Raw genomic sequence first — 12026 nt, 5'->3', positions numbered from 1 at the left:
TTTCAATCTTTGATATTATCAATGTCAATACATACGCTAACGTATTGAACTATCTGTCATGAAAGAACCTGTCCGAAAGCCGAACGTGACAAAAAAGCTGCCGACGGGCGCCCAACGTCGCGCGAAAAAGGACGCCGCGCCCCCCGCCGATGCCGGTCGCTATTACTACAAGGGCAACCGGCTTAAGCAGATGCGTGCCTTTGTCGCCACGGTGAAGCTCGGCACATTGAGCAGGGCCGCCGAATCTTTGTACCTGTCTCAGCCCTCGATCAGCCTGCAGCTGCAGGCGTTGGAGCGTGAACTGGGGGTGGAATTGCTGCAACGCAGCCGACGCCGCATCAACCTGACCGACGCCGGCGAAGCCCTGTACGAGTTGGCGCGTCCGTTGGTGGAAGGCTGGGAAAATCTCGACCGCGATTTCCAGAGCAAAATAAAAGGCCTGCAAGGGGGGCGGCTGACGGTCGCCGCGGGCAGCTCAACCATCCAATACCTGCTGCCCGAACTGGTGCGGCGCTATCGCGATCGCTTTCCAGCCGTGCAGCTGCAGCTGGCCAACGTCACCGGCAAAGACGGCATGGCGTTGCTGCGTGCCGATGAAGCCGATTTCGCGGTGGGCTCCATGCTCGACGTGCCCAACGACATCGCGTGGGCACCGGTCTATCACTACGATCCGATGCTGATCATGCCCAAGGATCATCCGCTGGCCAGCAAGGAAAACGTGGCGCTGGAAGACCTGTCGCCTTACGGCCTGATCCTGCCGCCGCAACGTCTGTCCACGTACCGGCTGGTCGATCTGGTGTTCCAACAGCGTCAGGTGCCGTATCACGTGGCGATCGAAGTCGGCGGCTGGGAAGTGATCAAGGAATACGTGGCCATGGGCCTGGGCATTTCCATCGTCACCGGCATCTGCATCACCGATGCCGATCGCAATCGCTTGGCCGTGCGCAACATGCGGCAGTATTTCCCGCAGCGCAGTTACGGAGTGGTGATGCGTAAGAGCAAGTTCCTCAGCGCGGAGGCGCGAGCTTTCATCGATCTGATCCGTCCGGGATTGTTGACTCATCGCGACTACGACGAATCCGGACATTCCGAACGCTGATAGTGATCAGTCCTGCTGCTGAACTTTCTTCGTAGTGAGTACTTCCGGTGGCTCTTATTCTTCGGTATTCCGATGCTTGCCGCGATACGGCCGGAACAGCGAGCGAATGGCGGCCATGTCAGTATTCACATCGTCGCTGGCTTGCACTATCGGCCCCAGCGTAAAAGTTTTGCTCGGGTAATCGATAAACAAGGTCTGGATCGGCACGTTCGTTTCGCGCGCAATGCGCAAAAAGCCCGATTTCCACTGTTTGACGCGCTTGCGCGTACCTTCCGGAGTAATGCCCAGCCACATCTTTTCGTGTTCGCTGAAGCGCTGCACCATCTGATCGACCACGTTCAGCGCTGCACCGCGATTGATCGGAATCAGGCCAATCGGGCGCAAGATAATGCCGAGCGGACTGTCCAGCACTTCGCGCTTGATCATGATGTTGATGTTGATCCCCAGCCCGATCTTCATCATCAGTCCCCATATACCGTCCCAGTAGGACGAATGTGGTGCGCCGATGATGATTAACTTCGGCAAGTCAGGCAGCTGTCCCTGCAGGCGCCAGCCGGAGAGGCGTAGCAGACTGCGCATCAGCCAGGGCCAAAATCGGCTGTTGATCCTAGGCGCCTGTGCCGGTACGGGCGGCAAAATGGGTTCACTCACTCGGGGCTCCAGGAACGCGATCGGTTTTGCTTGAGTTTCGCCCGCTGTTGCTTGCCATCCAGGCGGCGTTGTTTCGACGCACGAGTAGGTTTAGTTGCGACGCGTTTCTTGGGAGCGACGAGCGCACCGCGCACGATCTCCACGAGACGCTCGCGCGCATCTTCGCGGTTGCGGCCCTGATCGCGAAAGCGACGCGCCTGGATCACCAGCACACCCTCGTCGGTCAGGCGGCGATCCCGGCGTGCCAATAACCGTGCCCGCACATCTTCCGGCAACGAAGGCGAATGCAGCACATCGAAGCGCAGCTCGACGGCGCTTTCGGTGCGGTTTACATGCTGGCCACCGGGCCCGTCGGCACGCAGAAAGCGCACGACCAGCTCGGATTCCGGCAGGACGATGGAAGGGCTAACAGGCAGCATGCCGCGCAGTTTAGCTGGTCGGGGTGACGCTTATGACCTCATCGGTAGGCGGGCTCCAGCCGAAGCGTTCCAGCAGTCCCAAGTAAGCATCGTCGAGCGGTGCATCCAGCACCATGGGTCGGCCGTCCAAGGGATGGCGAAAACGCAGACGCCAGGCGTGCAACAACATGCGATGACAGCCGAAGTACTGCTTGTATAAGCGGTTGTGATCGCTGCGCCCGTGCTGGCAATCGCCGATCACCGGATGATGGATATGCGCCAGGTGCTTGCGAATCTGCCGGAAGCGGCCGGTTTCGGGTTCGGCCAGCACCATCGCGTAACGCTGCTGCGGATAGCGGCCCAGCGCAATCGGCACTTCGACGGTCGCAAGCCGCCGGTAGTCGGTACGTGCTTCGCGGCGTGGGCCGGTATCTCGCGCACCCGGCAAGGGATAATCGATGATGCCTTCGCCGGGCTCCGGCCAGCCACGCACTACCGCCAGGTATTGCTTGTGCACATCGCGGCCCATGAACTGCTCGCCCAACGCTGCAGCCACTTCCGAGGAACGAGCAACAAGCAGCACGCCGCTGGTGGCGCGATCCAGACGATGCGCCAGATACACCGTGCCGCCGACTTGCTCACGCAGCACATCGATCAGAAACGTCTCGGCATTGCCGACCATTTTCGAGCGATGCACGGCCAAGCCAGCGGGCTTGTTCACCGCGATCAGCGCATCGTCCTGGTAAAGAATCTCAATCATGTTCATTCGCGCAGAAAGCACGCCCGACAGTAAGCAAGGCAGACGCTAACGTGCTATCTGCGCGTCCAGCCAACAGCAAACGCGAGCAAACCGCCTGCGCCCACACAAAGCGGCGGCCACACGCCATGCTGCGGCGAGAGAGTCCACAACAGCGTGGCGCTCATGATCAGCGTTGCGCCAAGCACACTGCCGCCGACCATCCCCAGTACGCGACGTGCAAGGTTGCGCTGATGGCTGAGGGCTTCCGCATCGGCCAGCAAACGTTGTTCGCCGACAGCAATCTTGCGCAAAGCATCGCGTACCAGGACTGGCAGCAGCGGTGCATTGTGGAACCATTCCGGCGCGTGCTTGCGAATTTCACGCAAGGTGCGCAGGGGACTATAGCGCTCGCGCAGAATGCGCTTGAGCACCGGATGCGCCACCGCCCAAATATCGATATCCGGATCCAGCAGTCGACCCACGCCCTCGATATTGAGCAATGTCTTCTGCAGCAGGATCAGTTGCGGCTGCAAGGTCAGCTCGAACCGGCGCGCGGTCTGGAAGAGTTTCACCACCAGTTCGGCCAGCGAGATCTGCGATAGCGGACGCGTGAAGTAAGGCTCGCACACGGTACGCACCGCGGCTTCCAGTTCGTCCAGCCTTACGCTGGCCGGCATCCAGCCCGCGTCGACGTGCAGTTTGGCGATGCGTGCGTAGTCGCGCTCGAACAGTGCGATGAAATTCTGCGCCAGCCAGTACTGATCGGTCTCCGGCAGCGAACCCATGATGCCGAAATCCAGCGCAATGAAGCGCGGCTCGTCGACGCGCGTGGGATCGACCCAGATATTGCCAGGGTGCGCATCGGCGTGGAAAAAGTTGTCGCGGAACACCTGCTCGTAGAACAGGCGCACACCTTTGGCGGCGAGCTTCTTGCGATCGATGCCGGCAGCGTCGATCGCAGCGATGTCGTCGCAGCTGACACCCGTGACGCGTTCCAGCGTCAACACGCGGGTAGACGTGAGCTCCCAATGCACGTCCGGCACGTAGAGGTCCGTGCCGCTGGCGAAATTGCGACGAAGCAGGCTGGCATTGGCGCCTTCGCGCTGTAGATCCAGCTCGTTCTCCAGCATCTTCTCGACTTCGCTGACCACGTCGAGCGGGCGGATCTTGTCCGCATTGGGATGCCAGCGTTGCGCGAGTTCGCCGAGCGAATGGATCAGGCGGACATCGCGCGCAATGCGTTCGTCGATACGCGGGCGCAGCACTTTCACCACCACCGCGCGGCCGTCGTAAAGCGTGGCGGCATGCACCTGAGCGATCGACGCAGACGCCAGCGGAACCGCGTCGAAGCTGGCGTACAGCTGATCGATGGGTTGCTCGAGTTCGCGTTGGATAATGGCGCGCGCTTCGTCACCCGGGAACGGTGGTACTTGATCCTGCAGCAGCGCCAATTCATCGGCGATATCGGCCGGCACCAGATCGCGCCGCGTCGACAGCACCTGACCTGCTTTGACGAAGATCGGGCCGAGTTCGGTCAAGGCCAGTCGAATGCGGGCGCCGCGGGAAAGCGGTCGAACATCCGTAATAGGTCGTCCAAGCAAGGGACGCAGCAGCTTCAACGGACGAAACAGATGCGTTGCATCGACCAGCTCATCGAGCCGATAGCGCAGCAGCACTACCGCAACGCGTAATAGACCCGGTACCGCGCTCAGCGGCGTCACGGGTTGGTTCCCCGGCGCGTGCGTTCCAGGCGTGCGAGTCGCGCATCCAGGCGTTCGGTACGTTCGCGCAACGCGTCGACTTCATCGAGGAAATTTTCCACTTCGCCCGGTGCAAGCGCGATGCGTGCCTCGTCGCGCAACCACGCCGCGCTGTCCTGACTAAGATGCGTCGCGGTTTCGCGCGCATGCGCAAGACCGCTGCGCACGGCTTTCGCCAATGGCACGCCAAGCACATCGCCGAAAGTGCGGGAAAAGGCTTCCTCGAAATCGGGCGCAAAGCCGCTGGCGAGTTTTTCCAATCGACGCGCGAGTTCTGCATCGCCGGCAATCTCCACTTTGCCGGGCGCCATGCCGTCGCTGTTACGGCGAAACAGCATCGAGAGCAGGCTGCCCGGCGTCGCGGCGACACGCAGGTCGCTCGTGTCCGGGGCGGGTCCGACGTTCAGCCGTCCTTGTTCGACCGTGACCGCCAGCGCAAGGTCGACACCGCGCAAATGCAGCTGCACGCTGCGGCCATCCAGCGTGGCGAGCTTGGCCTGGGTGTCGGGATCGAGCGAAAGCGCGTGATTGAGGGCGGTTTCCAGCGCACGGCCTGCCAACTGACGCAGCGGCTGCGGAAGCAGGTTGGGGGAAGAGACAGTATTCATGCAGGGATTGTAGCCGCCTACACGTTGCGCCTGCCGCTATCGAGCCCTAGGGCGCTGCTGCGCCCGGAAAGCCAAGTTGCCGCCAAGCCTCGTACACCGCCACCGCCACCGTATTGGAAAGGTTGAGGCTGCGGCTATCCACGCACATCGGCAGCCGCAACCGTTGTTCCGGTGGCAGCGCAGACAACACCGCGTCGGGCAAACCCGCGGTTTCGCAACCGAACAGCAATGCGTCGCCATCGGCGAAGCGTGCGTCCACATGCGCGGTGCGACCGCGAGTGGAGAAGGCAAAGACCCGAGGGCGATCGAGTGCATCAAGGCAAGCGTCGAGATCGTCATGCACCGCGACGCGCGCATACTCATGGTAGTCGAGGCCCGCGCGTCGCAGGCGTGTATCGTCGAGCTCAAAGCCCAGCGGGCGGATCAGGTGCAGTCCGGCGCCGGTGTTGGCGCACAAACGGATCACGTTGCCGGTATTGGGCGGAATTTCGGGGCGGAACAGGATGACATGCAGCATGCCGTCATTATCAGACGACGGGGGTGATCGCGTCTCGCAATCAGCCCGCGGCCTGTACACAAACCATGTTCCCACCGATCGGCAAAGCGCAGCTCGATGGTGCCGACGCCAGCAAGGTGCTGACGGGGCTGTTTACCGTCAGTTGCACCGGTGTTGGCTTGGTCGTGACCATGGCCACCAGAATCAGTCCGCAGACCAGCATGCAGGCGACAAACAAGCTGCGCAGGATCAGGGTTTCGAATTTCATGTCCGTATCTCCGAGTAATGGGCCGGGAAGGTCCTCGCCCTATACAGAGCAATCCCCGTGCCAGCCCGTGATTTTCTCGTAATACATTGATATGAAAGTATTTATCTGGATGCACTGAAGGGCGTCGTGCTGTCCGCGGACACCGGACACATGCGACCGGACAGTGTCCGGACGGACAACAGAGCAGGCACGGTAAGCCGCCGTTCGGCGATGGGCGGCGGCAACGGGTTACGATGCAAATCGGATGCAACATCCTTCGCATTCCCCGCTTATATGGAGCTACTCATGCGCAAAACCCTGCTCTTGCTCGCACCTGTGGTGCTGCTCGGCGGTTGTACCTGGGGCATTAATCCGGAACCGGCGTCATTGAATATCCGCACCGCCTGGAATGGCGATGTTTCCCCCAGCTGCCGCGATCTCGGCAAGATCACAGTGCAGGTGATGGATCACGTGGGGCCGTTCGATCGCAACGACATCAAAGTGCGTGACGAACTGCAGGTGCAGGCCCGCAACAGCGCCGCCAGCATGCATGCCGACACCATCAAGCCATTGGCCGATCCGGTCGATGGTTCGCAGCCGTGGGAAGCCTATGCTTGCGGCAATCACGAGGTCGGACCGGTGGCGCCGGCGCAGCAGAGCGCACCACCTCCGCCGCCACAGCAACAAAGCGGTGGTTTCCAGACCTATCCCTCAAAGGGTGGTTGACGCTTGTGACGATGCGCCGCCCGGCGTTGGCCGGCGGCGCTGCACAACAGTGAAGCCGATCATCCCAGTTGAGTCACTGTGCAGAGCACGGAAAGAACCACAAGTGTGCTGCACTGCCATGTCGACTGCTTCTTAACAGCAGAAGCAGTCACGCGCTCCACAGCGCCATTAGCAAGCTCGAAGCGATCCTGCCGTTTTGCATTGCAGCGAAAGCGCACGCAACGCTAACTTTACAAGCTCGTATGAAAGCGACTACGTTGGCGCCGTCGCGCGATGTCGCGGCCATGTGGAAGGCATGCTGATGTTTTCCGAATGCGTCGACGCCGCCTCTTTGCGCGGCCCATCTACGCGCCAGCCTACTGGCGTGTTGCCGGATAGCTTCGTGAAAAGCACGCGCTATCTGCTGCTGAATGTCGACAGCCGCGTCGTTGCCACGGCGCAGCGACGTATCGCCAATCCTGGCCACCTCGCGCTGCAGCGCGAGGCGGTTGTGCTGGACCCGACCGACACGATGCCGGCATCGGTGCAAGCGCAGGGATGCGAAGTGGTCGTTCGAGAAACCTGCGGCGGAACCGCCCGCGCGACAACTCACATGACACGCAAGCGCCACCCGCCAACCAACTCTACATAGCGACATACATCGTAAATCTTTCGGGAGAGGTGTCCATGAAAGCTTTACCGAGTTATCAAAGCTTAGTTCTGGCGCGATTTATCGTTGCTGCGATTACTGCGACCGCAGCCTTGCCGATGGTTTCCTTCGCACAAAGCTCCGATGCAAACCTGCGCGGAACGGCCGCGCCCAACACCACCGTCACCGCAAAAAACCTTGCCACTGGCTATGCGCGTGTCACCACGTCAGGTGCCGATGGCAGCTATGCCTTGGTCAGTTTGCCGCCCGGCACCTATCAGGTCGACGCAGGTCCGGGCACCGAGCACACGGTGACGTTGACCGTGGCTTCAACCTCTACGCTCAATCTCGTTGCTGCAGCGCCTGCGGCGGCCGTTAACGCCAAGAATCTCGGCGCCGTGACGGTCACGGCCACCACGCTGCCTGAAATGACCACCTCGGAAGTCGGTACGACCGTTACGCAGCGTGAAATCGCGACCGTGCCGCAAATCACGCGCAACTTCCTCGAATTCGCCGACACCGTGCCCGGCATGGTGTTTACCGTGCAGCAGAACGGCAACACCAGTCTGCAATCCGGTGGTCAGGCGCCGGCCGGCATCAACGTGTATATCGATGGCATCGGCCAGAAAAACTACGTGGAGAACGGCGGCATCACCGGGCAGAACGCCACTCAGGGTAACCCGTTTCCGCAGTTGGCGATTGGCGAATACAAGGTCGTTACGTCCAACTACAAAGCCGAATACGATCAGATTTCCAGCGCCGCGGTGATTGCAGAAACCAAGTCCGGCACCAACGAATTCCATGGCGAAGTGTTCGGCGACTGGACCGACACCCGCATGCGTGCCGAAAATCCTTCCGAAATCGCCGCGAAAAAGAAACAACCCTCGCACGACAAGGAATACGGTTTCGCGTTCGGTGGACCGATCATCCAGGACAAGGCGCACTTCTTCGTGGCCTACGAGGGCAAGGAATACGACACGCCGATCGCGGTGGTGCCGGGTAACGGATCGCCCGCACTCATCGCACAGCTGCCGCCGAGTGCACTGGCGCAGCTTGGGCCGTCGAGCTTGCCGTTCAAGGAAAACCTGTACTTCCTCAAGGTCGACTACGAGCCGACCAATCGCGACCGCATCGAAGTGAGCGGCAAATACCGCAATGAAACGGCCATTACCGGCACCGGTACCGGCGTGGCCGAATCGTCGGCGCTCAATCAGATTAATTACGACCGCCGTTTCGACATCCGCTGGGATCACAGCGCCGACAGCTGGTTCAACCGCTTGCAGGCGACCTTCGAAAACGCATTCTTCAAGCCGAGTGCGGTGAACATCGGCAACGGTGCCACTTACACCGAATTCAACAACCAGAACGCGGAGATCCTGACCACCGATGCGGCCGATCCGCGCGGGACGCAGGACAAGGGCCAGAAGGGTCCGTCGATTCAGGACGATCTCACCTTCAACGACTTCGAATGGCTTGGCGACCACGTCGTCAAGATGGGTGTCAAATACAAACTGGTGAAGCTCACGGCGCAAGACGCGGGCGAATTCAATCCGCAGTTCTCTTACGACGTGACGCCCACGGGCACGCTGTCGACGCCGTATCAGGTGCTGTTCCCGATCTCACTGCCCGGGCTCAGTCCGGTCGTCAGAACCAACGACCGTCAGTTTGGGACGTATATCCAGGACGACTGGACGGTAGATCAGCATCTCACCTTGAACCTGGGCGTTCGCTGGGACTACGAACAAACGCCGTCCTACCTCAACTTCGTCACGCCAGCGTCGGTCGTCAACGCGTTCTTTTCGCAAAATCCCAATGCGCCGGCCGGTGTGACTTATGCGCAATCGCTGGCCTTGGGCGGCGTGAACGTCAATGACTACATCAGCAATGGTCATAACCGTAACGCGCAGACCAACGAAATCCAGCCGCGCTTCGGCTTTTCCTACGACGTCAACGGCGACCAGCAGCATGTGATCCACGGCGGCGCCGGCCGTTCCTATGACCGCACCATCTACGAGATCCTGCAACTGGAGCAGACCAAACTCGCACTGGCCGAAGCGACCATCATCTTCCCCAATCAGTACCACTCCTGCGCGCCGAGTCCCACCTGCATTCCGTGGAACCCCGCCTATCTCAGCGGCATAGGTGTATTGCAGGGGCTGCTGACCGGCACCACGGCCGGTCGCGAAGTGGACCTGATGAACAACCGTCTGAAGACGCCGTATTCCGATCAGATCAGTATCGGCATGCGCAACCAGTTCGGCGACTGGATCACTGACCTCACTTGGGCGCAGATCAACCGCTTCGATGGCGTCGTGCTGACGCTGGGCAACCGCTACGCCAATGGTGCGTTCTGGCAGAACGGCAACCAGGCTTTCGGCCAGCCCATCCCCGGCTTCGGCAGCCTGATCATCGCCAACAACGGCTTGACCCAAAAGACGCAGCAAGTACTGGCGTCGATACAAAAACCCTATACGCCCGAATCGGGCTGGGGCATCAATGTCGCCTACACCTACACGCGCGCCAAGCAGAACAATGACAACCAGGATGTGACCGACCAATACGCGTTCGACGAGGCGACCATCCAGGACTATCCGTATATAACCTCGGCGGTGGCAAAGCATCGCCTGGTTGTTGCCGGTTCGGCGGATCTACCCTGGGGTCTGTTGTTCGGCTACAAGCTCACCTTGGCCACTCCCATCCCTAGCCTTGGTCTGGCGTGCTACGGCGCTCCGCTTCAGGGCAATGGCAGTCTCGGAAATGGGTGCGTCCCGCTCGCGTTCACGCCGCCGGGTTCGCACTTCCTGATCGGCGGTCCGATCTTCGGCTATCGCTCGATCGATTTTCAGATCACCAAGAACTTCAAGATCTACGAGAATTTCAACGGCTACGTCCGTTTCGATCTACTCAATGCATTCAACTGGAACAACTACAGCGATTACATTCAAAACTACGGTTCGAACGGCGTATTGAACCGGATACCGGTGACATACAATCCGACGGGCAACATCCTCGGTACACCGCGCGAGGTGAAGCTGACGCTGGGCATCAAGTTCTAGTGTGTGGTTGTTGCATCATGCCGCTACATGTTGAAGTGAGCCTGCGGGCCCTGACACGAATTGCTCGGCGTGTTAGGGCTCGCAAGTTCACCACCTGCAGTGACTGACCTAACCATCATGACCATGGCAAGCAATGTTCTTAAAAACGTCGCGTTCAAGGCCCTGGTCGCCTTGTGGGTTTTCTGTGGGGGCAGTGCGCTGCAACCTGCATCGGCACGACCGCTATCGAGCACTTTCGACAGCTTGTCTAAACCGCAGCAGGCGATGGTCGCGGATCTGGAGCGGCGTACCTTCCAGTGGTTTTGGGACAGTGCCAATCCCTCCAATGGCTTGATACCGGATCACTATCCCGGCCCTTCTTTCTCAAGCATCGCCTCAGTCGGTTTCGGCTTGACCGCTTACGGCATCGGCGTGGAGCGCGGCTACATCACACGCGAGCAAGCAGTGGACCGTACCCTGGCGACGTTGCGCTTCTTCGCTAATGCGCGGGAAGACGACAGCGAGGATGACGCCACCGGCTTCCACGGATTTTTCTATCATTTTCTCGACATACGCACCGGCAAGCGCTTTGCGCGCTTTACCGAGCTATCCAGCGTGGACACCACGCTGCTACTCGGCGGCGTGCTGTTCGCACAGTCCTACTACGATCGCAACACCGCCAAAGAAAAAGAGATTCGCGCGTTGGCCGATGCCATCTACCGGCGTGCGGACTGGACCTGGATGCAGCCGCGCGCACCACTGATCAGCATGGGCTGGACGCCCGGCGGCAAATTCATTGACGCCGACTGGAAGGGTTACGACGAAGGTATGCTGGTCTACATCCTCGCGCTCGGTTCGCCGACGCATGCGATCACCGACGATGGTTGGTCGGCATGGGCGAGTACCTATCCCAAAACCTGGGGCCGTTTCCAGGGCCAAACCTTCCTCAACTTCGCACCACTGTTCGGTCATCAGTTCAGCGAAGCCTGGGTCGACTTTCGCGGTATCCGTGATGCGTGGAGTCGCGCGCACGATTTGGATTACTTCGAGAACAGTCGTCGCGCCGTGTATGCACAACGTGCCTATGCCATGGCCAATCCGGGACATTGGACGGGTTACGGCGAAAATGTCTGGGGACTCAGCGCATGCAATGGACCCGGCGACTACACCCTGAAAATCGCCGATGGCAGCACGCGCACGTTCTACGGCTATACCGCGCGCGGCGCCGGGCTCGACTACATTTCCGACGATGGCACGATCGCGCCGATGGCTGCCGGGGGTTCCATCGCGTTCGCGCCGGAGGTCGTGGTTCCCGCGCTCGAAGCGATCAAGGAACGTTACGGCGACAACGTCTACGACCGTTACGGCTTTGTCGATGCCTTCGATCCCAGCTTCGATGCGAACTTCTCGCCGCGCACCGGCCGACTGGTGCCTGGCAAAGGTTGGTTCGACACTCTGCAGATCGGCATCGACCAAGGGCCGATCGTGTTGATGATCGAGAACTGGCGCAGCGGGTTCGTGTGGCGCGTGATGCGCAAGAATCCATATATACGCAAGGGGCTGGAGCGTGCCGGCTTTACCGGTGGCTGGTTGATGGAGCGGCAGTGAGCGCAGTCTGCGCTTCTTGCCAACGCATACG

General features: G+C 60.3%; 12 protein-coding genes. 5 read left to right on the top strand and 7 right to left on the bottom strand.

Annotation, left to right across the window (positions count from 1 at the left end; translation table 11 throughout):
- Window positions 1-58 precede the first annotated feature (58 nt).
- A complete protein-coding gene (locus QQL64_RS16945) occupies window positions 59-1099 on the top strand; it encodes a LysR family transcriptional regulator (protein WP_404601052.1) in 1041 nt (346 codons plus the stop codon).
- A gap of 54 nt (window positions 1100-1153) precedes the next feature.
- On the opposite strand, the gene QQL64_RS16940 is transcribed toward QQL64_RS16945, so the two are convergent.
- From QQL64_RS16940 to QQL64_RS16910, 7 genes are read right to left on the bottom strand one after another with little or no spacing between them, the layout of a single operon-like run.
- On the bottom strand, window positions 1154-1750 hold the full coding sequence (locus QQL64_RS16940) for a 1-acyl-sn-glycerol-3-phosphate acyltransferase (RefSeq protein ID WP_284401751.1): 597 nt from the start codon (window positions 1748-1750) through the stop codon (window positions 1154-1156).
- Window positions 1747-2169, bottom strand: a complete 423-nt coding sequence (gene arfB / locus QQL64_RS16935; RefSeq protein WP_284401750.1) for an alternative ribosome rescue aminoacyl-tRNA hydrolase ArfB — start codon at window positions 2167-2169, stop codon at window positions 1747-1749. The genes QQL64_RS16940 and arfB overlap by 4 nt, the downstream gene beginning before the upstream one ends.
- A 10-nt stretch (window positions 2170-2179) precedes the next feature.
- Window positions 2180-2908, bottom strand: a complete 729-nt coding sequence (locus QQL64_RS16930) for a pseudouridine synthase (RefSeq protein ID WP_284401748.1) — start codon at window positions 2906-2908, stop codon at window positions 2180-2182.
- A 53-nt stretch (window positions 2909-2961) separates the two neighbouring features.
- Window positions 2962-4599 carry a ubiquinone biosynthesis regulatory protein kinase UbiB gene (ubiB, locus tag QQL64_RS16925; protein ID WP_404601074.1) on the bottom strand — a complete coding sequence of 546 codons (1638 nt, stop codon included), beginning with the start codon at window positions 4597-4599 and terminating at the stop codon, window positions 2962-2964.
- A 5-nt stretch (window positions 4600-4604) separates the two neighbouring features.
- The gene (locus QQL64_RS16920; protein WP_284401745.1) at window positions 4605-5255 is read right to left on the bottom strand and encodes a ubiquinone biosynthesis accessory factor UbiJ; all 651 of its coding nucleotides are present in this window, start codon (window positions 5253-5255) and stop codon (window positions 4605-4607) included.
- A gap of 46 nt (window positions 5256-5301) precedes the next feature.
- Entirely contained in the window at window positions 5302-5772 is a 471-nt protein-coding gene (gene trmL / locus QQL64_RS16915) for a tRNA (uridine(34)/cytosine(34)/5-carboxymethylaminomethyluridine(34)-2'-O)-methyltransferase TrmL (RefSeq protein WP_284401744.1), read from the bottom strand.
- Window positions 5773-5812: 40 nt separating this feature from the next.
- A complete protein-coding gene (locus QQL64_RS16910) occupies window positions 5813-6019 on the bottom strand; it encodes a hypothetical protein (RefSeq protein WP_284401742.1) in 207 nt (68 codons plus the stop codon).
- 285 nt (window positions 6020-6304) lie between these two features.
- On the opposite strand from QQL64_RS16910, the gene QQL64_RS16905 reads away from it, so the two are divergent.
- The 4 genes from QQL64_RS16905 (at window position 6305) to QQL64_RS16890 (ending at window position 11995) form a co-directional block, all read left to right on the top strand.
- On the top strand, window positions 6305-6724 hold the full coding sequence (locus tag QQL64_RS16905) for a DUF4156 domain-containing protein (RefSeq protein ID WP_284401741.1): 420 nt from the start codon (window positions 6305-6307) through the stop codon (window positions 6722-6724).
- 295 nt (window positions 6725-7019) lie between these two features.
- Window positions 7020-7355, top strand: coding sequence for a hypothetical protein (locus QQL64_RS16900; RefSeq protein WP_284401739.1), 336 nt, complete (start codon window positions 7020-7022; stop codon window positions 7353-7355).
- A 35-nt stretch (window positions 7356-7390) separates the two neighbouring features.
- Window positions 7391-10408, top strand: a complete 3018-nt coding sequence (locus QQL64_RS16895) for a TonB-dependent receptor (RefSeq protein WP_284401737.1) — start codon at window positions 7391-7393, stop codon at window positions 10406-10408.
- Between the two features lie 123 nt (window positions 10409-10531).
- Window positions 10532-11995 carry a glucoamylase family protein gene (locus QQL64_RS16890; protein ID WP_284401735.1) on the top strand — a complete coding sequence of 488 codons (1464 nt, stop codon included), beginning with the start codon at window positions 10532-10534 and terminating at the stop codon, window positions 11993-11995.
- The last annotated feature ends 31 nt before the right edge of the window (window positions 11996-12026 follow it).

It is taken from the genome of Dyella lipolytica, assembly GCF_030160075.1.
GTDB classification, from domain to species: domain Bacteria; phylum Pseudomonadota; class Gammaproteobacteria; order Xanthomonadales; family Rhodanobacteraceae; genus Dyella_B; species Dyella_B lipolytica.
Note: the sequence above shows the minus strand (reverse complement) of the source record. Positions and strands in the feature narration are given on the sequence as shown.

Bases quoted from the DNA above. Each gene is read 5' to 3' on its own strand.
- QQL64_RS16900 (WP_284401739.1), top strand. From the start codon at position 7,020: ATGCTGATGTTTTCCGAATGCGTCGACGCCGCCTCTTTGCGCGGCCCA.
- QQL64_RS16905 (WP_284401741.1), top strand. From the start codon at position 6,305: ATGCGCAAAACCCTGCTCTTGCTCGCACCTGTGGTGCTGCTCGGCGGT.
- QQL64_RS16920 (WP_284401745.1), bottom strand. From the start codon at position 5,255: ATGAATACTGTCTCTTCCCCCAACCTGCTTCCGCAGCCGCTGCGTCAG.
- arfB (WP_284401750.1), bottom strand. From the start codon at position 2,169: ATGCTGCCTGTTAGCCCTTCCATCGTCCTGCCGGAATCCGAGCTGGTC.
- QQL64_RS16945 (WP_404601052.1), top strand. From the start codon at position 59: ATGAAAGAACCTGTCCGAAAGCCGAACGTGACAAAAAAGCTGCCGACG.
- QQL64_RS16890 (WP_284401735.1), top strand. From the start codon at position 10,532: ATGGCAAGCAATGTTCTTAAAAACGTCGCGTTCAAGGCCCTGGTCGCC.
- QQL64_RS16895 (WP_284401737.1), top strand. From the start codon at position 7,391: ATGAAAGCTTTACCGAGTTATCAAAGCTTAGTTCTGGCGCGATTTATC.
- trmL (WP_284401744.1), bottom strand. From the start codon at position 5,772: ATGCTGCATGTCATCCTGTTCCGCCCCGAAATTCCGCCCAATACCGGC.
- QQL64_RS16930 (WP_284401748.1), bottom strand. From the start codon at position 2,908: ATGATTGAGATTCTTTACCAGGACGATGCGCTGATCGCGGTGAACAAG.
- QQL64_RS16910 (WP_284401742.1), bottom strand. From the start codon at position 6,019: ATGAAATTCGAAACCCTGATCCTGCGCAGCTTGTTTGTCGCCTGCATG.